At 69.2% G+C, this 23,545-nt stretch carries 26 protein-coding genes; 22 read left to right on the forward strand and 4 right to left on the reverse strand.

Annotation, left to right across the window (positions count from 1 at the left end; all coding sequences use genetic code 11):
- Positions 1–23 precede the first annotated feature (23 nt).
- On the reverse strand, positions 24–458 hold the full coding sequence (locus AC06FP_RS00255) for an OsmC family protein (RefSeq protein WP_456116800.1): 435 nt from the start codon (positions 456–458) through the stop codon (positions 24–26).
- Positions 459–792: 334 nt separating this feature from the next.
- On the opposite strand from AC06FP_RS00255, the gene AC06FP_RS00260 reads away from it, so the two are divergent.
- From AC06FP_RS00260 to AC06FP_RS00270, 3 genes are all read left to right on the forward strand, one after another.
- A complete protein-coding gene (locus tag AC06FP_RS00260) occupies positions 793–1,191 on the forward strand; it encodes an HU family DNA-binding protein (RefSeq protein WP_456119464.1) in 399 nt (132 codons plus the stop codon).
- A 324-nt stretch (positions 1,192–1,515) separates the two neighbouring features.
- Positions 1,516–1,821 carry a DUF3861 family protein gene (locus AC06FP_RS00265; RefSeq protein WP_456116801.1) on the forward strand — a complete coding sequence of 102 codons (306 nt, stop codon included), beginning with the start codon at positions 1,516–1,518 and terminating at the stop codon, positions 1,819–1,821.
- Positions 1,822–1,911: 90 nt separating this feature from the next.
- A complete protein-coding gene (locus AC06FP_RS00270) occupies positions 1,912–2,499 on the forward strand; it encodes a DUF1439 domain-containing protein (protein ID WP_456116802.1) in 588 nt (195 codons plus the stop codon).
- A 97-nt stretch (positions 2,500–2,596) separates the two neighbouring features.
- Here AC06FP_RS00270 and AC06FP_RS00275 read toward each other — a convergent pair whose 3' ends face one another.
- Positions 2,597–3,064, reverse strand: a complete 468-nt coding sequence (locus AC06FP_RS00275) for an SET domain-containing protein (RefSeq protein WP_456116803.1) — start codon at positions 3,062–3,064, stop codon at positions 2,597–2,599.
- A gap of 154 nt (positions 3,065–3,218) precedes the next feature.
- Here AC06FP_RS00275 and AC06FP_RS00280 point away from each other — a divergent pair, with 154 nt between their 5' ends.
- The 19 genes from AC06FP_RS00280 to AC06FP_RS00370 all read left to right on the forward strand — a co-directional run bounded on the left by AC06FP_RS00280 (position 3,219) and on the right by AC06FP_RS00370 (position 22,337).
- Complete coding sequence (locus AC06FP_RS00280; RefSeq protein ID WP_478074060.1) at positions 3,219–3,665, forward strand: SUF system Fe-S cluster assembly regulator; 447 nt, start codon at positions 3,219–3,221, stop codon at positions 3,663–3,665.
- A 17-nt stretch (positions 3,666–3,682) separates the two neighbouring features.
- Positions 3,683–5,158 carry a Fe-S cluster assembly protein SufB gene (sufB, locus tag AC06FP_RS00285; RefSeq protein ID WP_456116804.1) on the forward strand — a complete coding sequence of 492 codons (1,476 nt, stop codon included), beginning with the start codon at positions 3,683–3,685 and terminating at the stop codon, positions 5,156–5,158.
- Positions 5,155–5,565, forward strand: coding sequence for a lysozyme inhibitor LprI family protein (locus AC06FP_RS00290; RefSeq protein ID WP_478074061.1), 411 nt, complete (start codon positions 5,155–5,157; stop codon positions 5,563–5,565). The genes sufB and AC06FP_RS00290 overlap by 4 nt, the downstream gene beginning before the upstream one ends.
- 38 nt (positions 5,566–5,603) lie before the next feature.
- Positions 5,604–6,368 carry a Fe-S cluster assembly ATPase SufC gene (sufC, locus tag AC06FP_RS00295; RefSeq protein ID WP_456116806.1) on the forward strand — a complete coding sequence of 255 codons (765 nt, stop codon included), beginning with the start codon at positions 5,604–5,606 and terminating at the stop codon, positions 6,366–6,368.
- Positions 6,368–7,630, forward strand: coding sequence for a Fe-S cluster assembly protein SufD (gene sufD / locus AC06FP_RS00300; protein ID WP_478074062.1), 1,263 nt, complete (start codon positions 6,368–6,370; stop codon positions 7,628–7,630). The genes sufC and sufD overlap by 1 nt, the downstream gene beginning before the upstream one ends.
- Positions 7,627–8,883 carry a cysteine desulfurase gene (locus AC06FP_RS00305; protein ID WP_478074063.1) on the forward strand — a complete coding sequence of 419 codons (1,257 nt, stop codon included), beginning with the start codon at positions 7,627–7,629 and terminating at the stop codon, positions 8,881–8,883. Before sufD ends, AC06FP_RS00305 begins: the two co-directional genes overlap by 4 nt.
- A 102-nt stretch (positions 8,884–8,985) precedes the next feature.
- On the forward strand, positions 8,986–9,522 hold the full coding sequence (locus AC06FP_RS00310; protein WP_478074064.1) for a GNAT family N-acetyltransferase: 537 nt from the start codon (positions 8,986–8,988) through the stop codon (positions 9,520–9,522).
- Positions 9,519–9,851, forward strand: a complete 333-nt coding sequence (locus AC06FP_RS00315; protein WP_456116810.1) for a non-heme iron oxygenase ferredoxin subunit — start codon at positions 9,519–9,521, stop codon at positions 9,849–9,851. Before AC06FP_RS00310 ends, AC06FP_RS00315 begins: the two co-directional genes overlap by 4 nt.
- Positions 9,852–9,923: 72 nt before the next feature.
- Positions 9,924–10,361: a hypothetical protein gene (locus AC06FP_RS00320; RefSeq protein ID WP_478074065.1), complete on the forward strand. Its 438-nt coding sequence runs from the start codon at positions 9,924–9,926 to the stop codon at positions 10,359–10,361.
- A gap of 126 nt (positions 10,362–10,487) precedes the next feature.
- Positions 10,488–12,770, forward strand: coding sequence for a TonB-dependent receptor (locus AC06FP_RS00325; protein WP_478074066.1), 2,283 nt, complete (start codon positions 10,488–10,490; stop codon positions 12,768–12,770).
- 97 nt (positions 12,771–12,867) lie between these two features.
- Entirely contained in the window at positions 12,868–13,593 is a 726-nt protein-coding gene (locus AC06FP_RS00330) for a tetratricopeptide repeat protein (RefSeq protein ID WP_478074067.1), read from the forward strand.
- Positions 13,594–13,602: 9 nt separating this feature from the next.
- Complete coding sequence (locus AC06FP_RS00335) at positions 13,603–14,280, forward strand: Fe2+-dependent dioxygenase (RefSeq protein WP_478074068.1); 678 nt, start codon at positions 13,603–13,605, stop codon at positions 14,278–14,280.
- 132 nt (positions 14,281–14,412) lie between these two features.
- Positions 14,413–14,820, forward strand: coding sequence for a hypothetical protein (locus AC06FP_RS00340; protein WP_478074069.1), 408 nt, complete (start codon positions 14,413–14,415; stop codon positions 14,818–14,820).
- 107 nt (positions 14,821–14,927) lie between these two features.
- Positions 14,928–17,354: a TonB-dependent receptor domain-containing protein gene (locus tag AC06FP_RS00345; protein ID WP_478074070.1), complete on the forward strand. Its 2,427-nt coding sequence runs from the start codon at positions 14,928–14,930 to the stop codon at positions 17,352–17,354.
- 134 nt (positions 17,355–17,488) lie between these two features.
- Entirely contained in the window at positions 17,489–18,142 is a 654-nt protein-coding gene (locus AC06FP_RS00350) for a PepSY-associated TM helix domain-containing protein (protein WP_478074071.1), read from the forward strand.
- A gap of 26 nt (positions 18,143–18,168) precedes the next feature.
- Positions 18,169–18,687, forward strand: a complete 519-nt coding sequence (locus AC06FP_RS00355) for a DUF2271 domain-containing protein (protein ID WP_478074072.1) — start codon at positions 18,169–18,171, stop codon at positions 18,685–18,687.
- 24 nt (positions 18,688–18,711) lie between these two features.
- On the forward strand, positions 18,712–19,566 hold the full coding sequence (locus AC06FP_RS00360; protein WP_478074073.1) for a DUF4198 domain-containing protein: 855 nt from the start codon (positions 18,712–18,714) through the stop codon (positions 19,564–19,566).
- 195 nt (positions 19,567–19,761) lie between these two features.
- Positions 19,762–20,733, forward strand: a complete 972-nt coding sequence (locus AC06FP_RS00365) for an FAD:protein FMN transferase (RefSeq protein ID WP_478074074.1) — start codon at positions 19,762–19,764, stop codon at positions 20,731–20,733.
- Entirely contained in the window at positions 20,730–22,337 is a 1,608-nt protein-coding gene (locus AC06FP_RS00370) for a sulfite reductase subunit alpha (RefSeq protein ID WP_478074075.1), read from the forward strand. Before AC06FP_RS00365 ends, AC06FP_RS00370 begins: the two co-directional genes overlap by 4 nt.
- A gap of 82 nt (positions 22,338–22,419) precedes the next feature.
- On the opposite strand, the gene AC06FP_RS00375 is transcribed toward AC06FP_RS00370, so the two are convergent.
- Positions 22,420–22,806, reverse strand: coding sequence for a DUF1801 domain-containing protein (locus AC06FP_RS00375; RefSeq protein WP_478074076.1), 387 nt, complete (start codon positions 22,804–22,806; stop codon positions 22,420–22,422).
- Positions 22,807–22,876: 70 nt separating this feature from the next.
- Positions 22,877–23,470 carry a HutD/Ves family protein gene (locus AC06FP_RS00380; RefSeq protein ID WP_478074077.1) on the reverse strand — a complete coding sequence of 198 codons (594 nt, stop codon included), beginning with the start codon at positions 23,468–23,470 and terminating at the stop codon, positions 22,877–22,879.
- Positions 23,471–23,545 lie beyond the last annotated feature (75 nt).

Below are 23,545 nucleotides of genomic sequence, written 5' to 3' on the forward strand. Positions count from 1 at the left end.
CGGCCGCCGCCCCGGCCGCGGGCTCAGGCGGAAAACTCGGTTTCCAGGCTGATCGGCACCGCGCTCAGCGCCTTGGACACGGGGCAGTTCTGCTTGGCGTCTTCGGCCACCGCGCGGAACTTCACCTCGTCCATGCCCGGCACCACCGCCTTCACCTTCAGGCGGATCTGCGACAGCTGCGGGCCACCGTCCATCGACAGGTCGACATCGGCGCGGGTGTCGAGCGAACGCGGCGGGAAGCCGGCCTCGCCCAGCTTCGCCGACAGCGCCATGGTGAAGCAGCCGGCATGCGCGGCGGCGATCAGTTCTTCCGGGTTGGTGCCCTTCTCGTCGCCGAAGCGGCTGGAGAAGGCGTAGCGCGTGTTCTCCATCAGCCCGCTCTGCGGCGTGCTCAACCGCCCCTGCCCGCTCTTGAGGTCGCCCTCCCAGTGCGCGGTGGCGTGGCGTGAAATACCCATGGCATGTCTCCTGTGCGTGCGTGGAAGGTCGCTCCAGCCTAGGGCAGCGTTCGTTAGCGCCTTGTGCGCCGCAGCGGCATCGCGCGCGGCAGGCGCTCCCCCGACATGGCCGGCGCCGGCGCCGGGCAACCACGGTGCGCGCGCCAGACCCCTGCATTTCCCGCCTTATTTTCCCGCAGCCGCCGCCTCATGCCGCTGGCGGAAGCCGGTTGGATGCAATTTTTATGGGGTTTTTGTGTCCTGCCCTATTGGCGATGCACCGCGCATGCCCTACATTTCGCTTGCCGACGGGGTCGGCACGACCAACAACCAACCGTTCACGGAACAGGAAATCATGGCAAAGACCGCTAAGAAGGCTGCCCCGAAGAAGGCAGCGAAGAAAGTCGCTACGAAGGCAGCCGCCAAGCCGGCCGCTCCCAAGCCGATCAAGGAAGCCCTGACCAAGTCGGGTCTGGTTGCACACCTGGCCGAGGCGACCAGCGTCGCCGCCAAGGATGTCCGCTCCGTCCTGGCCGCGCTGGAAGGTGCCGTGGCCGCATCGATCAACAAGAAGGGCGCCGGCCACTTCACCCTGCCGGGCCTGCTGAAGATCACCACCGTGAACGTGCCGGCCAAGCCGAAGCGCAAGGGCATCAACCCGTTCACCAAGGAAGAGCAGTGGTTCGCCGCCAAGCCGGCTTCCACCAAGATCAAGGTGCGCCCGCTCAAGAAGCTCAAGGACGCCGCGGTCTGATCCGCGCGCCCTTCGGCGAAAAACGGGACGGCGCTGCCGTCCCGTTTTTTTTGCGTCCAAGCCGGTGGCGTCCATCGTCGGCGGGACGACGGCCGCTGGAATCGCGCCGACGACGCCCCTCCGCGGCGGCCGGCACCCGGTCCGCACGGGCATCGTGACGGCGGCACGCAGCGTTGCACGCGGCGGCACCCGGCCCGTCGCGGGAGAGGTGGCGGATGCGACAGGGGGCGTCGGGCACTGGAACACAGCGTCATGGGGTGGCGCCTCGCCCCGGCCGCGCCGCGGGCCTATGGTGGTCGCCAAGCCACAGTCGTACCCCACGCCATGTCCAGCAGCAAGCACCGTTACCGCATCACCGTCACGCCCATCGAAGCCGATGGCCTGCAGTGCAGCGGCCGTTGCACCATCGAATTCGAACAGCGCAGCCCGCGCAACTGGATGCGCGAGCTGGAAGGCGCGCAGCGGCAGCGGCGCCTGTCCTGCAACGAGGACGCCAGCGTGGTGGTCGCCACCGGCCTGCTGGAGACCCTGGCCGCGGCGGCGCGCGAGGACGGCCACCCGCTGGCCGCGCTGCAGCCCGAGCTCGACGGCCTGATCGCGAAACTGCAGACGCTGCGCGACGCGCAGTGAGCACGGCGGCGACGCCATTCCGCTAACCGGACATTCACCGTTTCCGGGTATCGTGCGTTGCTTCCACCGCACTCTTCCCGGGCCGATACGATGAACCTCCGCTCCCTGCTGTTGCCTGCCGTCGCCTGCGTGCTCATGGCGGGCAGCGCCCACGCCTCGCCGCAGGTCAGCGGCCACAGGCTCATGGTCGATGCGGCCGACGTGCAGCAGTACCTGGACGGCAGCTTTCCGCGCTCGCAGAAGGCGCTGGGCGGGCTGCTCGCGCTGACGGTCAGCCAGCCGCGGCTGACGCTGCCGGCCGGCAGCCGCCTGAACCTGCAGTTCGACCTGGCCATGGCCGCCGCCGGCGGCGCGCCGATGCCGGTAGGCAACGTGCAGCTCAGCAGCGGCCTGCGCTACGACGCGGCCACGCGCGGTTTCCACCTGGAACAGCCCACCATCGATACCTTCCGCCCGGCGGTGGCCGGCGCCGAACTCGACTCGGGCACCCGCGGCCTGCTCAACACCTGGCTGGCCGACTATGCGCGCCGCGAGCCGATCTACCGCATCGAGCCGGCCATCGCCAACGTGATGGGCGCGCTGCAGGTGAAGTCGGTGGGCATCGAGAACGGTCGCATCGCGGTGGATTTCAACCAGGACCTGGGCAGGCTGGTGCCGCAGGGACTGCTGGGAAATTGAGGCCAGAGCGGGAAGTGGGAAGCAGGGGGTGCATTGAGCAGGAAGCCCGCAGACCACTCCCTTCCCGCGTCCCCCTTCCCCACTTCCCCGCTTCAGATCAGCGCTTGGGCTGCAGCATGGTGCCGGTGCACTTGGGCGAGCCGCAGCGGCACTCCCAGATCTTCTTCAGGCGTGGGGTATGCCGCTCGGCCAGGGTGATGCCGTAGTTGTAGGTCAGCTCCTCGCCCGGCCGGATGTCGCGGATCGCCTCGATGAACACCTTGTCGGCGGTGCGGTCGTCGCCTTCGGCTTCCTCGATCAGCGCCTCGCAGTTCGGGTCGCAGCTGTGGTTGATCCAGCGCGCGTCGTTGCCCTTGTGGTTGGCGTCGATGACGTAGTCGTCGTTCAGCGTGAACAGGAAGGTGTGGCCGCTTTCCACGTCGCCCGCGTCGTCGGCGTCCACCTCGGCGTGGGTCCGGCGCAGGCCCTTGTACTCGATGATGCGCTCGCCCTTGGCGATGGCCGCCAGCGCGAACACGCCATTGCCGTGGATGGAGGATTTGCGCGCCTGGATCTTCTTGGGCATGTACATGGCCGGGAAACGGTGGGAAGGGGGATTCTCGCGCAGTCGCGCGGGCTTCCCAAGCCTGAACTGCATCGATGGCCCGCCATGGGCCGGGTTTGAGGCGTCGCGCACAAAAGCGTACAATTTCGGTCCACATTGATTTCCCGCCTCCCCCATGCTCCGCGTCACCAAGCTCACCGACTACGCCAGCGTCGTCATGACCGTGCTCGCCACGCGGCCGGACGAGGTGTTGAGCGCGACCGAACTGGCCGAGGCCGCCGGGCTGGAACCGCCGACCGTCAGCAAGCTGCTCAAGCCGCTGGCCCAGGCCGGGCTGGTCGAGGGCCTGCGCGGCGTGCGCGGCGGCTACCGCCTGACCCGCCCGGCCAGCGAGATCAGCCTGATCGAGATCGTCGAGGCGATGGAAGGCCCGCTGGCCATCACCGAATGCAGCCAGGGCCAGAGCCAGTGCGGCATCGCCAGCCAGTGCGGCGTGCGCTCCAACTGGCGGCTGATCAACGACGTGGTCGCCGACGCCCTGCGCGGCGTGACCCTGGCGCAGATGCTGCACCCCCTCCCACTTGCCGACCGTCGCCGCATCGACGTCAGCATCGTTTCCTGAATTCCGTAGGCAGCCTCATGGCCACCGAAACCATCGAAAACGTCGGCAGCGCCGACACCCCCAACCGCCAGATCCACGAACAGCTGGGCCGCAAGTACGAGGCCGGCTTCGTCACCGACATCGAATCCGATTCGTTCCCGCCGGGCCTGGACGAGGACATCATCCGCGCGCTTTCGGCCAAGAAGGAAGAGCCGGAATGGATGACGCAGTGGCGCCTGGACGCCTACCGCCACTTCCTGACCATGCGCCAGCCGGACTGGGCCAAGCTGCAGATCGGCCCGATCGACCTGCAGGCGCTGAGCTATTACTCCGCGCCCAAGGGCCCGAAGTACAAGTCGCTGGACGAAGTACCCAAGGAACTGCTGGACACCTACGACAAGCTCGGCGTGCCGCTGCACGAGCGCGCCAAGCTGGCCGGCGTGGCGGTCGACGCGGTGTTCGACTCGGTCTCGGTCGGCACCACCTTCCGCAAGGAACTGGCCGACAAGGGCGTGATCTTCTGCTCGATCTCCGAGGCCATCCGCGAATACCCCGACCTGGTCCGCCAGTACCTGGGCTCGGTGGTGCCGGTGGGCGACAACTACTTCGCCGCGCTCAACTCGGCGGTGTTCTCCGACGGCAGCTTCGTGTTCGTTCCCAAGGGCGTGCGCTGCCCGATGGAACTGAGCACCTATTTCCGCATCAACGCCAACAACACCGGCCAGTTCGAGCGCACCCTGATCATCTGCGAGGACCGCGGCCACGTCTCCTACCTGGAAGGCTGCACCGCGCCGATGCGCGATGAAAACCAGCTGCACGCCGCGGTGGTCGAGCTGGTGGCGCTGGAAGATGCCGAGATCAAGTACTCCACGGTGCAGAACTGGTACCCGGGCGACGAAAACGGCATCGGCGGCATCTACAACTTCGTCACCAAGCGCGCCGAGTGCCGCGGCGCACGCTCCAAGGTGACCTGGACGCAGGTGGAGACCGGCTCGGCCATCACCTGGAAGTACCCGTCCTGCGTGCTGCTGGGCGACGACTCGGTGGGCGAATTCCACTCGGTGGCGCTCACCCACCACCGCCAGCAGGCCGACACCGGCACCAAGATGATCCACGTCGGCAAGCGCACCAAGAGCAAGATCGTCTCCAAGGGCATCAGCGCCGGCCGCGGCCAGAACACCTACCGCGGCCTGGTCAAGGTCGCTTCCGGCGCCGACGGCGCGCGCAACTACACCCAGTGCGACTCGCTGCTGATCGGCAAGAAGTGCGGCGCACACACCTTCCCCTACATCGAGGTGAAGAACCCCAGCGCCACCGTCGAGCACGAGGCCACCACGTCCAAGATTTCCGACGACCAGATGTTCTATTGCCGCTCGCGCGGCATCGACCAGGAGAACGCGGTATCGATGATCGTCGACGGCTTCTGCAAGCAGGTGTTCAAGGAACTGCCGATGGAATTCGCGGTGGAAGCCAAGAAGCTGCTGGAAGTGTCGCTGGAAGGCTCGGTGGGATGAGCCGCCTGCCCGTACTCCTGCTGGCGCTGCTGCCAGCCCTGGCCCTGGCCGCGCCGCTCGACCAGGCCTGCGACCGTGCCCGCACCCAGCCGGAAATGAACGAGTGCGCGGGCAAGGACTCCGATGCCGCCGATGCCGAGCTCAACACCGTGTACCGGCAGGTGATGCAGCGGTTGCAGGGCCACCCGGTCGCCATCGAGAACCTGCGCAAAGCGCAACGCCTGTGGATCCAGCTGCGCGATGCCGACATCGCAGCGCGCTACCCGGTCGGCAGGGACGAGGATCCACGCATCCTGTATGGCTCGATGTACCCGATGCTGTATTCGGCCAACAAGGCCGACCTGACCCGGCAGCGCACCCGCTGGCTGCGCGCCACCTTCATCGATCGCGCCGAAGGCGAACTCTGATCGCCCCGCTCCATATTCAAATCGAAGACCGTACCCTCATGCTGAAGATCGAAAACCTCCACGCCAGCATCGCCGGCAAGGAAATCCTCAAGGGCCTGTCGCTGGACGTGAAGCCCGGCGAAGTCCACGCCATCATGGGCCCGAACGGCGCCGGCAAGTCCACCCTGGGCAACGTGCTGTCCGGCCGCGACGGCTATGACGTCACCGGCGGCAGCGTGCAGTTCGAAGGCGGCGACCTGCTGGAGCTGGAGCCGGAAGCGCGCGCCGCCGCCGGCCTGTTCCTGGCGTTCCAGTACCCGGTGGAAATCCCGGGCGTGAACAACACCTATTTCCTGCGCGCCGCGCTCAACGCCCAGCGCAAGACGCGCGGCGAGCCCGAGCTGGACTCGATGCAGTTCCTCAAGCTGGTGCGGCAGAAGCTGGCCGTGCTGCACCTGAAGGACGAGCTGCTGCACCGCGGCGTCAACGAGGGCTTCTCAGGCGGCGAGAAGAAGCGCAACGAGATCTTCCAGCTGGCGGTGCTGGAGCCGAAGCTGGCGATCCTCGACGAAACCGATTCGGGCCTGGACATCGACGCGCTCAAGAGCGTGGCCGACGGCGTCAACGCGCTGCGCTCGCCGGAACGTTCGTTCCTGGTCATCACCCACTACCAGCGCCTGCTCGACTACATCAAGCCGGACGTGGTGCACGTGCTGGCCGACGGCCGCATCGTCAAGACCGGCGGCCCGGAGCTGGCGCTGGAACTGGAAGCGCACGGCTACGACTTCCTGAAGGACCGTGTGGTGCGCGAGGCGGCCAAGTAATGAGCCCGCTCCTGCAATCGCTGGCTGCCGCCTTCTGCGGCAGCGACGAGCGCCGCGAAGCGCTCGATGCCGCACTGCGCGCCGGCCTGCCGGCCGCACGCAACGAAGCCTGGAAATACACCTCGCTGCGCCAGCTCGAACGCCGCAGCTTCAGCGCCGCGCCGCTGCAGGCGCCCGCCATCGACGCCGCGCTGCTGGCCGACATCCCGGCACCGCGCCTGGTGTTCGTCAATGGCCGCCCCAGTGAGGCGCACAGCGACCTGTCCGGGCTGGACGCCGGCGTGCAGGTACGCACGCTGTCGGCCGTGCGCCGGGACGAACCGGAAGCGGCACGCTTCCTCGCCCGCCGCTTCGACCGCGCCGAGGAAGTCTTCGCCCAGCTCAACGCCGCGCTCGCCGACGAGGGCGTGCTGGTGCAGGTGGCCGAAGGCGCCGCCGGCGCGACGCCGTTGCACCTGGTCTTCGTCAACGCACCGGACGAGGCCGACCGCGCCTGGCACCACCGCCACCTGGTCGAACTGCGCCGCGGCGCTGCGCTGAACCTGGTCGAACACCACCTGCAGGCCGGCGACAGCGCGCACCTGGACAACACCCTGGTGCACGTCCATCTGGCCCAGGACGCGCAACTCTCGCACGCCCGCGTGCAGGCCGGTGGCGCGCGCGCCACCTCGCTGCTGCGCACCGACGCGGTGCTGGCGCGCGATGCGCAGTACCGCCGCATCGACCTGGAACTGGGTGCGGCGCTGAGCCGCCACGAGCTCAACGTGCGCCTGGAAGGCGACAACGCCAGGCTGGTCGCCAACGGCGTGCTGCTGGGCACCGGCCGCCGCCACATCGACACCCGCCTGGGCATCGAGCACATCGCCCGCGACACCAGCGCCGAGCTGCTGTGGCGCGGCGTGGCCGCCAACCGCAGCCGAGTGGTGTTCCATGGCGGCATCCACATCCGCGAAGGCGCCGACGGCACCGACGCCAACCTGTCCAACAAGAACCTGCTGCTGTCCGCCGATGCCGAGATCGACACCCAGCCGACGCTGGTGATCGATGCTGACGAGGTCAAGGCCGCGCACGGCGCCACCGTCGGCCAGCTCGACGCCAATGCGCTGTTCTACCTGCGTTCGCGCGGCGTGCCGGCCGAGCAGGCGCGCGCCATGCTCAGCGCCGCGTTCTGCCACGAGCCGCTGGCCGCGGTGGACGGCCTCCTCACCGAAAAGCTGGTCCGCCACCTGGACCAGGTGCTGCAACAGGCGGGCATGGCATGAACCTTTCCTCACCGCGGCCGATTCCCGCCGCCGGCAGCGCCCCCGACTGGGAGCGCGTGCGTGCCGATTTCCCGCTGTTGATGCGCGAGGTCAACGGCAAGCCGCTGGTGTATTTCGACAACGCCAACACCGCGCAGAAGCCGCTGCCGGTGATCGGCGCGGTGGACGAGTTCTATCGCCGCTACAACGCCAACGTCAGCCGCGCGGTGCATGCGCTGGGCACCGAGGCGACCGACGCCTACGAAGGCGCGCGCACCAAGCTGGCGCGTTTCCTCAACGTGCGCGCCAACGAACTGGTGCTGTGCAGCGGCACCACCTTCGCCATCAACCTGGTGGCCTACTCGTGGGCGCTGCCGCGTTTGAAGGCCGGCGACGTGATCCTGGTCTCGCGCATGGAGCACCACGCCAACATCGTGCCGTGGCAGCTGGTGGCCCAGCGCACCGGCGCGACCATCCGCGTGGCCGAGATCGCGCCCGACGGCAGCCTGGACCTGGACGCGCTGCACGCGGCGATGACGCCGGAGGTGAAACTGCTGGCGCTGGCGCATGTCTCCAACGTGCTGGGCACGGTCAATCCGGTGCGCGATATCTGCCGCGAAGCGCGCAGGCGCGGCATCGTCACCGTCATCGACGGCTCGCAGGCCGCCCCGCACCTGGAGCTGGACGTCGCCGCCATCGGCTGCGATTTCTATGCGGTCACCGGCCACAAGATGTGCGGCCCCACCGGCACCGGCGCGCTGTGGGCGCGCCGCGAACTGCTGCAGGACATGCCGCCCTTCCTTGGCGGCGGCGAGATGATCAAGGAAGTCAGCTTCGAAGGCACCGTGTTCAACGACGCCCCGCACAGGTTCGAGGCCGGCACCCCCAACATCGCCGGCTTCGTCGGCCTGGGCGTGGCGGTGGACTACCTGGACGGCCTCGGCCGCAACCACGTCGCCGCCCGCGAGCAGGAACTGCTGGCGCACTTCACCGAGGAGCTGCAGCGCGTCGACGGCGTGCGCATCTTCGGCACTGCCCCGCACAAGGCCGCAGTGGTGTCCTTCCTGGTCGAGGGTGCGCACGCGCACGACCTGGCCACCCTGCTCGACCTGCAGGGCGTTGCGGTGCGTTCCGGCCAACACTGCGCGCACCCGCTGCTGCAGTACTACGGCGTGGCCGCGACCTGCCGCGCCTCGCTGGCGTTCTACAACACGCACGCGGAAATCGAAGCGTTCATGGCCGCGCTGAAAAAGGTACGTACCCTGCTGGGCTGAGCGTGGAGGCGGGGCTTGCCCCGCACGAAGCCGTACCGGTAGCGCCGGATGCGGGGCAGGCCCCGCATCTACAAGGAAATCCGGCATCGCTACAATGCGGGCATGGACGCCCTCACCTTCCGCACCGCCACCCCGGACGACGTTCCGGCCCTGATCGAACTGGTCACTTCCGCCTACCGGGGCGACGCCTCGCGCGTGGGCTGGACCACCGAGGCCGACATTCTCGACGGCCAGCGGGTGGATGCCGAAGGCATCCTCGCCGACATCAACCGCCCGCGCAGCGTGATCCTGCTGGCCGAGCAGGGCGGCCGGCTGCTGGCCTGCTGCCACATCGCCGACGAGGACGGGCACGGCTACTTCGGCATGTTCGCGGTCAGCCCCGCGGCGCAGGGTGGCGGCGTCGGCAAGCAGGTCATGCAGCAGGCCGAGCGCCATGTGGCCGTGCAGTGGGGGCTGCCGGCCATGCAGATGACGGTGATCGACTGCCGCGACGAACTGATCGCCTTCTACGAGCGCCGCGGTTACGCCCGTACCGGGGTCAAGAAGCCCTTCCCCTACGGCGACGAACGCTTCGGCATCCCCAAGCGCGACGACCTGCGCTTCGAGATCCTGGAAAAGCGCCTGGAGCCGGCCGCATGAGCGCGACCTGGACCTACGTCTGCGCCAGCGACGAACTGCTGCCGGGGGAAATGAGGACCGCCTTCGACGACGTCACCGGCGCGCCCATCGTCGTGTTCAACCTGGACGGCGAGCTGTACGCCCTGGAAGACCAGTGCACGCACGAGGAGTTCGAGCTGTCCTCGGGCAACCTCGATCCGGCCGAGGGCAGCATCGAGTGCATCCTGCACGGCGCCCGCTTCGATGTCCGCGACGGTCGTGCCCTGTGCGCGCCGGCCTATACCCCGGTGCCGAAGTTCCCGGTCAAGCGCGAGGACGGCGGGGTCTGGGCCCGCGACGACCGCGACTGAGCTGACCCAAGACACATCGGCGTGCCCCGCGCGGCGGTGGACATGCGAATCATTATCGTTTAATTTACCGTTATGCATCCCGCCCGCCCGCGCCTGCGGGGCTCCTTCCACGGGGCTCCCCTCCGCCTGCCGACCACACCGGTCCAGCAGCGCTGGCGCCTGTGGCTGCTTGCGGTCTTCATCCTCGCCACCTGCCTGGCAGCGGTACTGGCTTCGGCCACGCCTGCCCATGCCGGCGCGCGGCCGCCCGGCGACCTGTCCCTGATCGCCGAATCCGGCCACCCGATGGCGCCGGGCGAGCCGTCCATGCACCGGATGGCGGCGGCCGAATCCGACGCAAAACCCGCTCGTGCCCCGCGCCATGCGGACGCTTCGCAGGCGGACTGGCCGGAGCGGCATGCCGTCCGCCTGGCCGCGCCGCGCCCGCCGGCCCCCGCTCCTGCCATGACTGCCGCGTGGGTATACCGGTCGCCGCCGGCCCATGCGCCGCCGACCACCCGCCAGGGCTGAGTCTGCGCGGACTCCCGGGCGGGTAACGCCCGGCAGCATCGCCCCCCCAAACCCTCTGCTGGGCGTCCGGCCTGCCGGCGCCTTCCAGTAGCGCTTTCGTCCTCACTTCTCCCGGACATCCTCCCCATGAAGCACATCAAGACCCGCAAGTACGCGCCGCGCGCCACCGTGCTGGCCACGGCCACCCTTGCCGCCGGTTTCTCCCCCCTGGCGGCACAGGCCGCGGATGCGGATGCCGGCGGCGCGCAGGCCACCGACCTGGACAAGGTGCAGGTCCGCGGCAGCTGGTTCGCGCCGTCCTCGCCCAAGTTCACCGCCGAACTGCTGGACACCCCCAAGTCGGTGGCCGTGGTCACCGAGAAGACCATCCAGGAAATCGGCGCCACCAATCTGGTCGACGCGCTGCGCATGGTGCCGGGCATCACCTTCGGTGCCGGCGAGGGCGGCAATTCCACCGGCGACCGTCCGTTCCTGCGCGGCTTCGACGGCCAGAGCAACATGTTCGTCGACGGCCTGCGCGACGTCGGCACGCAGACCCGCGAAGTGTTCAACCTGGAGCAGCTGGAAGTGGTCAAGGGCCCGAGCTCGGCCTACGGCGGCCGCGATTCCGGCGGCGGCAGCATCAACCTGGTCAGCAAGACCCCGAAGCTGAAGAACGAGACCAATGCCAGCATGGGCGTGGGCACCGACAGCTACGCGCGCGGAACCGTGGACGCCAATTACGTGCTGGGCGACGGCATCGCCGCGCGCCTGAACCTGCTCAAGCACGAGTCGGACATTCCCGGCCGCGATGCCGCCAACGTCAGCCGCTGGGGCATCGCGCCGTCGATCGCGTTCGGCCTGAACGGCCCGCTGCAGCTGATCGCCAGCCATTACCACCTGGAAACCGATGATCTGCCCGACGCCGGCGGTTTCCCGTACGCCGACCCGGCCGCCGGCACCACCGTCGGCAGGCCGCTGGTGCCCGACCGCAAAAACTACTACGGGCTGAAGGACCGCGACTTCCAGCGCACCCGCGCCGACATCAGCACCATCGATGCCAGCTACGACCTGGGCGGCCACAAGCTGCGCAACATCGCGCGCCTGGGCAACACCAGCAACGACTACCTGTGGACCCAGCCGGACGACAGCAAGAACAACCCGAACAAGTACGGCACCCTGTGGCGCCGCACCAATGATCGCGCCATCGACACCAGGACCTTCGCCGACCAGCTGAGCCTGACCGGCGCCTTCCAGACCGGCGGCCTGAAGCACAGCTACAGCGCCGGCGTGGAATACAGCGAGGAAAAGAGCAGCAAGGGCCGTTACGTCATCGGCGGCGCGGGTACCAACAACGCCATCGACGGCACCCAGGCCTGCGCGACCACCGGCGCCGCGACCGGCTGGAACTGCACCGATTTCTACAACCCGAACCCGAACGACCCGTGGGCGGCCACCCACCCGGTCACCCGCAGCGACAAGGCGCTGGACATCCGGCAGACCACCCGGACCAGGTCGGTGTATGCGTTCGACACCATCGAACTGAGCCCGCGCTGGCTGGTCAACCTCGGCCTGCGCTGGGACGACTACGACACCGAGCAGGTCACGCCGGTCGCGGGCAAGGCGCCGACCGTGCTGGGCAACAGCGAGGACTTCCTCAACTACCAGGCCGGCGTGGTGTTCAAGCCGACGGCGAACGGCAGCATCTATCTGTCCTACGGCACCTCGTCCACGCCGCCGGGCATGGACAGCGGCGAAGGCAACGATGCGATCAGCGCCGCCATCCAGAACCTCAAGCCGCAGGAGACGAAGAACTACGAGCTCGGCACCAAGTGGGATCTGTTCGGCAACCGCCTGAACCTGACGGCGGCCATCTTCCATACCGAGATGAACAACGCCCGCGTGGTGATCGACAACGGCAGCACCCAGAACGCCGGCAGGAAGGCGATCAACGGCGTTGAGATCGGCCTCAACGGTCAGATCACCGACCGCTGGAACGTCGCCGGCGGCTACACCTGGATGGATTCGGAGCTGAAGGACAATGGCTACGTCTGTTCGGTCCCCAGCCGCACGGGTTGCCCGGCGCCCGGCGTGTGGATCGTCTCGCCGAACAACGGCAATGCCTTCCCGAACACGCCCAGGCATGCCGCCACGCTGTGGACCACCTACGCGTTCCCGTTCGGCCTGACCCTCGGCGGCGGCGCCAGCTACGTCGACAAGCAGTACGGCGACGCGGCCAATACCAAATGGATCCCCAGCTATACGCGCTGGGACGCGATGGCCAGCTACGCGATCCAGGACAACATCAGCCTGCAGCTCAACCTGCAGAACCTGACCGACAGGATCTACTTCACCAAGGCCTATGCTTCGCACTACGCGAGCATCGCGCCGGGGCGCTCGGCGACGCTGGCGCTCAACGTCAGGTTCTGATCCAGGCGACATGGACGGCGGCAGGTCTCCTGCCGCCGTTTTCGTGTTTCCGGCAGGGCCGCCTTCCCTTCAACGCCAAGGTCGATCGAAACGACCCATGTCCGAGTCATCCCGCCCCGTCCTCGATGCCGATGCGCTGGCCGCGCGGCTGCGCGCAGACCCGCATGCGGCCTTCGCCGATGTCCGCGCCGCGGCCCAGGGCGGCCAGGTCGCCGCACAGCTGCTGCTGGCGCAGATGTACATGGAAGGCAAGGGCGTCGCGCGTGACGCCGAAGCGGCACTGCTGTGGTACGCCACCGCGGCCAACAACGGCGATGCGATGGCGATGAACATGCTGGGCCGCTGCCACGAACTGGGCATGGGCACCGCCGTCGACTTCGCGCTGGCCGCGGTCTGGTACCGCCGCGCGGCGGACGCCGGCCTGGACTGGGGCATGTACAACCACGCCAACCTGCTCGCCACCGGCCGCGGCGTGGCGCAGGATCGCCGCCAGGCGCTGGCGCTCTATGCCCGCGCCGCCCACCTGGGCCACGCCAAGTCGATGAACCTGCTGGCGCGCCACCTGGAAGACGGCCTGGAAACCACCCGCGATCCGCAGGCCGCGCTGGACTGGTACCGGCGCTCGGCCGAAGCCGGCGACTTCCGCGGCCAAGCCAATTACGCTTCCATCCTGCTGCAGGAAGGCCGGCTCGACGAAGCGCTGCAGTGGCTGCGGCTCGCGCTCGCGCACGGCAGCCCCGCGTTCATGGCCCATATCGTCCCGGAGCTGGCCGCATCACCGCATCCGCAGGTGCGGGAACTGGTCGCCCATCCCGCAGGCTGAGGAATCCACATGCTGCTGCATATCCCCAACGTACTGACACCCGGACAGGTCGCCGGATTCCGCGCCAGGCTGGACGCCGCGCAGTGGACCGACGGCCGCGAGACGGTCGGCCATCTCGGCGCGCAGGCCAAGCGCAACGAACAGTTGCCGGAGGACGCGCCGCTGCGGCGCGAGCTGGGCGAAGCCATTCTCGTCGCGCTGGCGAAGAATCCGCTGTTCTTCAGCGCCGCGCTGCCGCTGAAATACCTGCCGCCGCGCTTCAACCGCTACACCGGCGGCGGTACCTACGGCTTCCATGTCGATGGCGCGGTGATGAACCTGTCACAGGGCGAGCAGCTGCGCTCGGACGTGTCGTGCACGCTGTTCCTCAACGACCCCGGCGAGTACGACGGCGGCGAGCTGGTCATCAGCGATACCTATGGCGAGCACGAAGTGAAGCTGCCGGCCGGCGACCTGATCATGTACCCGTCCAGCAGCCTGCACCAGGTCACGCCGGTGACCCGCGGCGCGCGGCTGGCCTCGTTCTTCTGGGTGCAGAGCATGATCCGCGACGACGCGCGGCGGCGGATGCTGTTCGAGATGGACACGTCCATCGAAACCCTGCGCCGCAGCGACGCCGATGCCGGTGCCGTGCTGCAGCTGACCGGCGTGTACCACAACCTGCTGCGGCAATGGGCCGAGGTCTGAGCGTCCCACGGTCGGGTTGGTCCGCACCAGTCCAAATGAAACAAATTCTTATTTGCATAAGATAACGAATCCCAACTACAATTGAGCGATGACGCTGGCCGGTCTGGCCGATGTCCGCCAACGGGGATTCGCGTGCACCACCTGCTCCAGCCATCTCGCCTGTCAGCCTTCGCGCACCTGCGCGCAGGCCTGCGTACGCAGGTGCTGGTATTGCTGGCGGTGTTTTCGCTGCTGGTCCCCGGCTGGCCGGGCGGCGCCCTGCAGACGGCGACGGCCGGAGCGGCCACCCATGCGCCCGCCAGTGGCGAGGAAAGCCCGGCGGGCGAATCCGTCGAACGGGAAAATCCGGCCAAACTCCGCCGTGCGGCCACAGTGCAGACGCCGCGTGCGGCCTGGAGCCGTCCGGTCCCGCCACGCCCGGCGGCGGTCGATCAGGCATTCGTCGCGCGCTCCACCGTTCCGGTTGGTACACCGACGCTGCCGGGCGCCATGCCGGCGGGCTGGCGGCTGCAACGCAGCCAGGCGCCTCCGGCGGCCTGACCCTCCGCCGCGACACCGCGGCGCGCCTTCCTCTTCACGCTCTGCCGTGGCGTCCGCATGCGCCACCGGCCAGGTGTGCCCTTCCCTTTCGTTTCCGAGGTCATCCCATGGCTCTGCGCCATCGCTTCCGCGCGCCCGCTGCGCGCGCTTCCCTCACCCTCGCGCTGTTGTCGGCGATGTCGATACAGGCCCACGCATCCGGCGCACCGTCCGGCCAACCGGCGACGCTGGACGCCGTGGTGGTCACCGCGTCCGGCTTCGAGCAGAAGGTCACCGACGCGCCGGCCAGCATCTCCGTCATCACCCGCGAGGAACTGGCCAAGCGCCCCTACATGACCCTGCTGGACGCGGTCCGCGACCTGGAAGGCGTGGACGTGGGCGAAACCCGCGACAAGACCGGCCAGGGCAGCATTTCCATGCGCGGCATGGGCTCGGACTACACCCTGATCCTGGTCAACGGCCGACGCCAGAACAACCACGGCGACATCTACCCGAACAACTTCGGCGGCAACCAGTTCAACCACATCCCGCCGCTGGACGCGATCGAGCGCATCGAGGTGATCCGCGGCCCGATGTCCACGCTGTACGGCGCCGATGCCATGGGCGGCGTGATCAACATCATCACCAGGCGCACCCTCGACCGCTGGCACGGTTCGGCCAGCATCGCCCGTACCGTCGAGACCAGCGACGAGTTCGGCGACGACAGCACCGTGGACTTCTTCCTTACCGGCCCGCTGCTGCCCGGCGTGCTCAACCTCAGCGCGCGCGGCAGCGGGTACGACCGCAAGGCGTCCAACCCGACGTACGCGCCGGCCACCGATCCCGCCGGCGGCCTGCACACGCGTCCGCTGGGCTTCGGCAGCGGCGGCAAGACCGTGGACAACACCAACAAGGCCGGCGGCATCACCCTGACCTGGATGCCGGCCGACAACCAGACCGTGTCCCTGGACTACGACACCTCGCGGCAGGAGTACGACAACAGGATCAAGATCAACGACAGCGGGGTGGAGGAATATCCGGTCGGTACCGTGGACAACATCAACAGCGTCTGGCGCGCCTCCAGCTTCTGCCGTGGCGCGGCCGGGGCCAACGCCAGCGCCTGCCAAGCCAATGGCGGCACCTGGGCGCGCCGCGCCGATCCGCGCGTCGGCTACAGCTCCACGCAGGCGTTCACCCGCGACGCCTGGGCACTGACTCACGAAGGCCAGTGGGACTTCGGCAACAGCTTCGTCTCGCTGGCGCACGTGGCCACCAACAACGACGGCCGCACCCTGCCGTTCACCGTGGCCGAGCGCGAACGGCTGCTGGCGATGATAGACGGCACCGGCCCGTATGCCGGCATGGGCCTGGCCGAGCGCCGCGCGCTGGCCGAGTCCACCTTCCTGCCGCGGCCCAAGCGCACGCTGGAGAGCGCGCAGTACACCCTGGACGCCAGGCTCGACGTCCCGTTCCAGGCCGCCGGCGAGCACACCCTGGTGATGGGCACGCAGGTCATCCGCGGCGAGCTGACCGATGGCGTGTTCGGCACCGAGAAGGGGACGCCCGGGCTGAAGCAGGAGCACCACATGCAGTCGCTGTTCGTCGAGGACAACTGGAAGGTAAGCGCGCCGCTGACCCTCACCGCCGGCCTGCGCTACGACGACCACGAGGTATTCGGCGACCACCTGAGCCCGCGCCTGTACGGCGTCTACACCCTCGGCGCGCAGTGGACGGTCAAGGGCGGCATCAGCACCGGCTTCAAGACGCCCAGGACCACCGACCTGTACGACGGCGTCACCGGCTTCGGCGGCCAGGGCACGTCGCCGTTCTTCGGCAACCCGGACCTGAAACCGGAAACCAGCACCAGTACCGAGCTGGCCGTGTACTGGCAGCATCCGCAGGGCCACAACTTCAACGCCACGCTGTTCCACAACCGGTTCGACGACAAGATCGACAGCCAGCCCTGCGGCGCCGGCCTGGCGCTGAGCTGCACTAGCAGCGGCGAGTACGCGGACCTGGGCTATGCGAACAGCAACCGCACGGTGAACATCGATGAAGTGGTGATCCGGGGCGCGGAGCTGGCCGGGCGCTGGGCGATCAGCGAGGCCTTCGGCTTCCGCGCCAACTACACCTTTACCGACAGCGAGCAGAAGAGCGGCGCGGAGAAGGGCCTGCCGCTGGGCAACAGCGCCCGGCACATGGCCAACGCCACCTTCGACTGGCAGGCCAGCGACCGCTTCAGCGTGTTCCTGACCGCCGAAGCGCGCTCCAGGCGTTACCGCGGCATCAGCGCCGTCACCGGCAGGGAGCTGTACTACAAGGACTACACGGTGCTGCACCTGGGCGCCTCGTTCGAGGCCACCCGCTGGCTGACGATCAACGCGCGCATCAACAACCTGCTCGACCGCGACTTCACGACCTACCAGGCCTCGTTCAACGACCTCAATGGCAATGGCATCTACGGCGACGTGGCCAACGAAGTGCTGTTCGAGGACGACTACAACAACAAGGACAAGGCGCGCAGCGTCTGGGTGAGCCTGAACCTGCGGTTCTGATCCGGCCGGCACTGTGGCGGGCCCGTCCTCCTCTCCGGGGGCGGGTCTACTGCGGCGCGCCGCAACCACGCAGACCGCGACAAATTGCGAATCATTCTCATCAATGTTCTAATTCCATCTCTTTCCCCCGCCCCATGCACGTGTCCGCCGAACGCTCTCCCGCCGATCTCGTCCAGCAGCAGGCCAGTCGCGGCTTCTGGCTGCGCACGCTGCACCAGTGGCACTGGATAAGCTCGGCGGTCTGCCTGGTCGGCATGCTGCTGTTCGCCGCCACCGGCATCACCCTCAACCACGCCGCGAAGATCGAGGCCAAGCCGCAGGTGACCACCCGGCAGTTGGAACTGCCGGCGCCGCTGCTGCAGGTGCTGGCGGCGCCGCACGAGGACGGCAACGCACCGCTGCCGGCCCGGGTCGCTGACTGGCTGTCGCGCGAGCTGGACGTTTCCATCGGCCGGCGCACGGCGGAGTGGTCGCCGGAAGAGGTCTACCTGTCCATGCCCGGCCCCGGCAGCGATGCGTGGCTGAGCATCGACCGCGAAACCGGCGCGGTGGAGTTCGAACAGACCCGCCGCGGCTGGGTGTCGTACTTCAACGACCTGCACAAGGGCCGCAACGCCGGCCCGGGCTGGGGCTGGTTCATCGACCTGTTCGCCGTGGCCTGCCTGGTGTTCTGCATCACCGGGCTGTTCCTGCTGCACCTGCATGCGCGGCAGCGGCGCATGACCTGGCCGCTGGTCGGCCTGGGCATGCTGATACCGCTGCTGATCGCCCTGCTCCTCATCCATTGACCACGCTTCCCCTACGGAGTCGCACCATGCGCGTCACCCTGACCATCGCCCTGAGCGGACTGCTCGCCGCCACCCCGGCGGCCTATGCCGCGAGCCTGGACATCAACGTCGAGATTCCCAAGCTCAACGTGGCCGAGTACCACCGTCCCTATGTGGCGGTGTGGATCGAGGATGGCACGCAGAAGTCCGTGGCCAACCTGTCGGTGTGGTACCAGCAGACGGCCAACGCCGAGGGCCACGGCACCAAATGGCTGCCCGACCTGCGCCAGTGGTGGCGCAAGAGCGGCCGCACCCTGCAGGTGCCGGTGGACGGCGTGACCGGCCCGACCCGCCCGGCCGGCCGGCACGCGCTGGCCTTCAGCGACGGCCAGCCGCAGCTGCGCGGCCTGCCCGCGGGCCAGTACACCCTGGTGGTGGAGGCCGTGCGCGAAGTCGGCGGCCGCGAGCTGCTGAAGATTCCTTTCGAGTGGAAGGGCAAGGCCGGCAACGGCAGCGCCCAGGGCCAGAGCGAGCTCGGCCTGGTCACTCTCGCCACCAAGCCCTGAGTTACGGACAAGGAGAAACACACCATGAAACGCACCACCCTGCTCGCCGCGCTGATCGCCGCCGCGCTCCCGTTCTCCGCCGTGGCCCACAAGCAGTGGCTGCTGCCCTCGTCCACCGTGGTCGCCGGCAACGATGTCTGGGTCACGGTCGATGCGGCGGTATCCAACCAGCTGTACTACCCCGACCACGTGGCCATGCGCCTGGACAACGTCACCATCGCCACGCCCGATGGCAGCGTCCTGCAGCCGCAGAACCCGGCCACCGGCAAGTACCGCAGCGTGTTCGACGTGCCGCTAGCGCAGGAAGGCACCTACCGCATCGCCAACGTCAACCGTGGCCTGTCCGCGCGCTGGGACACCCCTGAAAGCCTGGCCGCGGCCAGGGACAAGCCGGCCGCCGGCGGCATGGGCGGCGCCCGCGGCGGTTTCCTGCGCAACGCCACGCCGGAGGACCTGGCCACCAAGATTCCGAAGGACGCGCAGAACCTGGTGGTCACCGAGGGCATGGGCCGGGTCGAGACCTTCATCACCAAGGGCGAACCGAGCAGCGTCGCCGCCATCGGCAAGGGCCTGGAGCTGGTGCCGGTCACCCACCCCAACGACCTGTTCGCCGGCGAGGAGGCCACCTTCAAGCTCATGGTGGACGGCAAGCCCGCCAGCGGCCTGGAAGTGGAGATCGTGCGCGGCGCCACCCGCTACCGCAACGCGCAGGACGAGATCAAGGCGACCACCGGCGCCGACGGCAGTTTCACGGTGACCTGGCCGGAAGCAGGCATGTACTGGCTGGAGGCCTCGACCACCGACGACAAGGCCAGCGCGCCGCAGGCCAGCCAGCGCCGCCTGAGCTACGTCGCCACGCTGGAAGTGCTGCCGCAGTAAAACAGGAACGGGCGCAGGGAAGCGAGGAACGGGTAAAGGCCACGGCAGCGTCGGCGGCGTTCTTCCTCTCCCTGCGCTCCGCCGTCCACGCGAAGGCGGAGGTCGCATGTCGCCTTCATCTCTGACAGGAGCAGGAGCGGCCTCCACTTCCACCTTCTCCTCGTTCCTCTTCACCCGCCCCTGGCCCCGCGCTCCATGCTTTCTCCCGACATCGTCGCCCTCGGCGGCCACACCATGGGCACCACCTGGAGCGTGAAGCTGGTGGCGCCGCGCGACCGCGACCTGCACCCGCTGCATGCTGGCATCCAGGCGCAGCTGGACCGCGTGGTCGCGCAGATGAGCACCTGGGAGCCGGCCTCGGACATCAGCCGCTACAACCGCGCCGCCGCTGGCAGCTGGCAGCCCCTGCCCGACGACTTCTGGCGCGTGCTGCGGACCGCGCATGAGGTGGCCGGACGCAGCGGCGGCGCCTTCGATCCCAGCGTCGGCCCGCTGGTGGCGCTGTGGGGCTTCGGCGCCGGGGCGCAGCGCCAGCGCCGGCCTGATGCCGCGCGCATCGCCGAAGTCGCCGCGCATTGCGGCTGGCAGCGCCTGCAGCTGGATGCGCAGGCGCAGGCCGTGCTGCAGCCTGGTGGCCTGCAGCTGGATCTGTCCGCCATTGCCAAGGGCTACGGCGTGGACCTGGTCAGCAGCTGGCTGCGCGCACAGGGCATCGACGCGGCACTGGTGGAGGTTGGCGGTGAACTGCATGGCCGTGGCCGCAAACCCGACGGCCAGCCGTGGCGCGTGCTGGTCGAATCGGCGCCGGAGGAAGACGCCGGCGCCGACCACCCGCCGCGCGTGCTGGCGCTCGACGAGCTGGCGGTGGCCACCTCCGGCGACCGCTGGCACCGCTACGAACACGAGGGCGTGAGCTACAGCCACACCCTGGATCCGCGCCGGCACATGCCGGTGGAGCGCGCGGCCGCGGCGGTCACCGTGGTCCACCGCGAGGCGATGCTGGCCGATGCCTGGGCCACCGCGTTGACGGTGATGGGCGCGGACGAAGGACTGGCCTTCGCCGACGCCCATGGTCTGGCCGCGCGCTTCCTCCAGCGCGGTGGCGACGGCCCGGTCGAAACCCTGTCGCGGGCCTTCCAGCGGCATCTGGATGCAGGCAAGGCATGAGCCGCTCGACGTCCCTGCGCGCCATCGCCGGCAATGCCGCGGTCATCGCCCTGCTGCTGGCGATCGCCGGCGGGCTGCTGCGCCTGCAGTTGGGGCAGGAATGGTGGCTGGCCACGCCGCTGCCGGCACGGCGCTGGATCGCGCTGGCCGCGCTGCTCGGCTATGCGGCGTGGTGCGCGGCGCTGTGGTGGCGCGCGCGGCCGCGCAAGGACGATGCTGCCGAGGCCGGCGAACCGCCATTGCTGGTGGTCTGGGCCAGCCAGACCGGCTTCGCCCGGCAGCTGGCCGAACACACCGCGCAGAGCCTGCGCGATGGCGGCTGCCGGGTGCGCCTGCGCGCGCTCGACCAGGTCGATGCGGCCCTGCTGGCCGGCGCCCGCAAGGCGCTGTTCGTCGCCAGCACCACCGGCGAAGGCGACCCGCCCGACCACGCGCTGGCCTTCCTCGGCCAGGTGATGCGGCAGGCGCCGGCATTGCCGGACCTGCAATACGCGGTGCTGGCGCTGGGCGACCGCAGCTACGGGCATTACTGCGCATTCGGCCACCGCCTGGACGACTGGCTGCGCCGGCGCGGCGCGCGGCCGCTGTTCGATACCGTGGAAGTGGACAACGCCGATCCGGCCGCCCTGCGCCATTGGCAGCAGCTGCTCGGCCAGTTCGGCGATGGCAGCGTGCAGGCCGACTGGAGCGCACCGGACTACCAGCCATGGCGGTTGCGTGCGCGTCGGCAGCTGAATCCCGGCAGCGTCGGCGGCCCGGTGTTCCAGCTGCACCTGCAGCCGGCCGATGGCGACCTGCCCGCCTGGCAGGCCGGCGACATCGCCGAGGTCGGCCCGCGCCACGCCGATGCCAGGGTCGAGCACTGGATGCGGGCGCACGGCCTCGATCCACGGACGACGCTGGCCGATGGCCGCGCCTTGCGCGAGCGGTTGGCCGCGTCGAAGCTGCCCGATGCCCTCGACGGCGGCGATCCCGACGCCATCGCCGCCAGGCTGCAGCCCCTGCCGCACCGCGAGTACTCCATCGCTTCGCTGCCGTCCGAGGGCAGCCTGCAGCTGCTGCTGCGCCGGCAGTCGCATCCGGACGGCACGCCGGGCCTGGCCAGCGGCTGGCTGTGCGACCACGCCGCCGTCGGCGGGCGCATCGACCTGCGCCTGCGCACGAACGCCAACTTCCATCCGCCGGCGGGCGATGCGCCGCTGGTGCTGATCGGCAACGGCACCGGCATCGCCGGCCTGCGCGCGCACCTGCGCGCGCGCATCGACGCCGGCGCGCGCCGCAACTGGCTGCTGTTCGGCGAACGCCACCAGGCCCACGACTTCCATTTCGGCGACGAACTGGAACAGTGGCGGCGCGAAGGCTGGATCGAGCACCTGGATACGGTGTTCAGCCGCGACGGCGGAGCGCACCGCTACGTGCAGGACGTGCTGGCCGCGCACGCCGGGCGGCTGCGGCAGTGGGTGGACGAAGGCGCCACCGTGCTGGTCTGCGGCAGCCTGCAGGGCATGGCGCCGGCGGTGGACGCGGTGATCGCGCAGGCACTGGGCGGCGAAGGCCGGGACCAGCTGGTCATGCAGCGGCGCTACCGGCGCGATGTCTACTGACAGACACGAATGAAGCAGGGAACGGTGGGGCTGTCTGCCGGGATGTAAGGGGATAGAGCCCCATGCGGGGCGAGCCCCGCCTCTACGGCAGCAGCGCCATCCACTGCCTGACCAGCGCCACCACCGCGGCCTGCCTGGCTTCCAGTTCAGCGGCATCGCGGAACTCGAGCAGGGCGCGGTCCGGTGCCAGCCACGCGAGCAGACCGTCCGGATCGGCGATGGCGCCCGCCGGCAGGCCACGTTTCTTCGTCCCCAGATGCAGGACCAGGCGCACCACATCGGGCCTGCGCAACTGCATCGTGGCGAAGTGCCCGGAGGTGCGGAAGCTGGGCGCGTTCCACTTCACCGCTTCGGCGATCGACGGGTCGACCGCCAGCAGCAGGGCGCGCAGCGCGCGTATCACCGGCGTCAGCGGGTGATCCAGCGCGTCGATGAACGCAGCGACATCCGTGGTCGTGGTCTTGCCCATCGCTGCTCCCCGTACCCTGGTCGGGCCATCATCGGCCGCGCCGCGCGCCTGTCCACGTATCCGCGCCGCGTCAGCCGCCGGCCGGGGTGACCCGTATCGCCAGCAGCTCGCCACCGCCGGTCAAGGTGAAACGCCGGCGTTCGCCCGCGCCCAGCCAGGCGGTGTCGCCGGCCTGCAGCGGCGGCAGCGCCGCGTCCTCGAAGCCCGCCTGCCCGGCCAGCAGGTGGATCGCCCAGGCCGTCTGCGGTTCGCTGAAGAACAGCATGCTGCCGACCAGCGGCCGGTGCAGCAGTTCGGCATGCAGGTCCGCGCGCCGCCACATCAGGTTGAAATCGCGGGTGGCGCCGTCGACCAGCTCGCCGGTCAGCGCGTCCTCGCCGGCGAAGCGCAGCCGCTGGTAGGGCGGCAACAGGGTTTCGCAGCGGCCATCGGCAAAACGCAGGCGCAGGCCCTCGCCTTCCAGCAGGACCAGTTCGCGTTCGATGCCGGGGAACGCGGAAAATGCCGCGTCCTGTTCGATCTCGGCGATGGACAGGCGCAGCTGCCAGTCGCCCTGCTCCGGCAGGCGCAGGGTTTCGCGGGTCCAGCCCAGGCCGTTGCGCCACCGCTCGCGGTGATAGGTGGCGGCCGGAATCACACGGGAAGGCGTCGTCAGCATGTCCATGGCGGCATGATGCCAGCCTGGCGCGCGAATGAGCGCGCTCCAGTGCGCAACGGTTTTCCCGGCAGAGCCGCGGCG

The organism is Stenotrophomonas sp. Steno-Z2, from assembly GCF_056393235.1.

What these genes read in the sequence shown, in the direction of transcription:
- AC06FP_RS00255 (WP_456116800.1), bottom strand. Translation starts at nt 458, where the DNA reads ATGGGTATTTCACGCCACGCCACCGCGCACTGGGAGGGCGACCTCAAG.
- AC06FP_RS00260 (WP_456119464.1), top strand. Translation starts at nt 793, where the DNA reads ATGGCAAAGACCGCTAAGAAGGCTGCCCCGAAGAAGGCAGCGAAGAAA.
- AC06FP_RS00265 (WP_456116801.1), top strand. Translation starts at nt 1,516, where the DNA reads ATGTCCAGCAGCAAGCACCGTTACCGCATCACCGTCACGCCCATCGAA.
- AC06FP_RS00270 (WP_456116802.1), top strand. Translation starts at nt 1,912, where the DNA reads ATGAACCTCCGCTCCCTGCTGTTGCCTGCCGTCGCCTGCGTGCTCATG.
- AC06FP_RS00275 (WP_456116803.1), bottom strand. Translation starts at nt 3,064, where the DNA reads ATGCCCAAGAAGATCCAGGCGCGCAAATCCTCCATCCACGGCAATGGC.
- AC06FP_RS00280 (WP_478074060.1), top strand. Translation starts at nt 3,219, where the DNA reads ATGCTCCGCGTCACCAAGCTCACCGACTACGCCAGCGTCGTCATGACC.
- sufB (WP_456116804.1), top strand. Translation starts at nt 3,683, where the DNA reads ATGGCCACCGAAACCATCGAAAACGTCGGCAGCGCCGACACCCCCAAC.
- AC06FP_RS00290 (WP_478074061.1), top strand. Translation starts at nt 5,155, where the DNA reads ATGAGCCGCCTGCCCGTACTCCTGCTGGCGCTGCTGCCAGCCCTGGCC.
- sufC (WP_456116806.1), top strand. Translation starts at nt 5,604, where the DNA reads ATGCTGAAGATCGAAAACCTCCACGCCAGCATCGCCGGCAAGGAAATC.
- sufD (WP_478074062.1), top strand. Translation starts at nt 6,368, where the DNA reads ATGAGCCCGCTCCTGCAATCGCTGGCTGCCGCCTTCTGCGGCAGCGAC.
- AC06FP_RS00305 (WP_478074063.1), top strand. Translation starts at nt 7,627, where the DNA reads ATGAACCTTTCCTCACCGCGGCCGATTCCCGCCGCCGGCAGCGCCCCC.
- AC06FP_RS00310 (WP_478074064.1), top strand. Translation starts at nt 8,986, where the DNA reads ATGGACGCCCTCACCTTCCGCACCGCCACCCCGGACGACGTTCCGGCC.
- AC06FP_RS00315 (WP_456116810.1), top strand. Translation starts at nt 9,519, where the DNA reads ATGAGCGCGACCTGGACCTACGTCTGCGCCAGCGACGAACTGCTGCCG.
- AC06FP_RS00320 (WP_478074065.1), top strand. Translation starts at nt 9,924, where the DNA reads ATGCATCCCGCCCGCCCGCGCCTGCGGGGCTCCTTCCACGGGGCTCCC.
- AC06FP_RS00325 (WP_478074066.1), top strand. Translation starts at nt 10,488, where the DNA reads ATGAAGCACATCAAGACCCGCAAGTACGCGCCGCGCGCCACCGTGCTG.
- AC06FP_RS00330 (WP_478074067.1), top strand. Translation starts at nt 12,868, where the DNA reads ATGTCCGAGTCATCCCGCCCCGTCCTCGATGCCGATGCGCTGGCCGCG.
- AC06FP_RS00335 (WP_478074068.1), top strand. Translation starts at nt 13,603, where the DNA reads ATGCTGCTGCATATCCCCAACGTACTGACACCCGGACAGGTCGCCGGA.
- AC06FP_RS00345 (WP_478074070.1), top strand. Translation starts at nt 14,928, where the DNA reads ATGGCTCTGCGCCATCGCTTCCGCGCGCCCGCTGCGCGCGCTTCCCTC.
- AC06FP_RS00350 (WP_478074071.1), top strand. Translation starts at nt 17,489, where the DNA reads ATGCACGTGTCCGCCGAACGCTCTCCCGCCGATCTCGTCCAGCAGCAG.
- AC06FP_RS00355 (WP_478074072.1), top strand. Translation starts at nt 18,169, where the DNA reads ATGCGCGTCACCCTGACCATCGCCCTGAGCGGACTGCTCGCCGCCACC.
- AC06FP_RS00360 (WP_478074073.1), top strand. Translation starts at nt 18,712, where the DNA reads ATGAAACGCACCACCCTGCTCGCCGCGCTGATCGCCGCCGCGCTCCCG.
- AC06FP_RS00365 (WP_478074074.1), top strand. Translation starts at nt 19,762, where the DNA reads ATGCTTTCTCCCGACATCGTCGCCCTCGGCGGCCACACCATGGGCACC.
- AC06FP_RS00370 (WP_478074075.1), top strand. Translation starts at nt 20,730, where the DNA reads ATGAGCCGCTCGACGTCCCTGCGCGCCATCGCCGGCAATGCCGCGGTC.
- AC06FP_RS00375 (WP_478074076.1), bottom strand. Translation starts at nt 22,806, where the DNA reads ATGGGCAAGACCACGACCACGGATGTCGCTGCGTTCATCGACGCGCTG.
- AC06FP_RS00380 (WP_478074077.1), bottom strand. Translation starts at nt 23,470, where the DNA reads ATGGACATGCTGACGACGCCTTCCCGTGTGATTCCGGCCGCCACCTAT.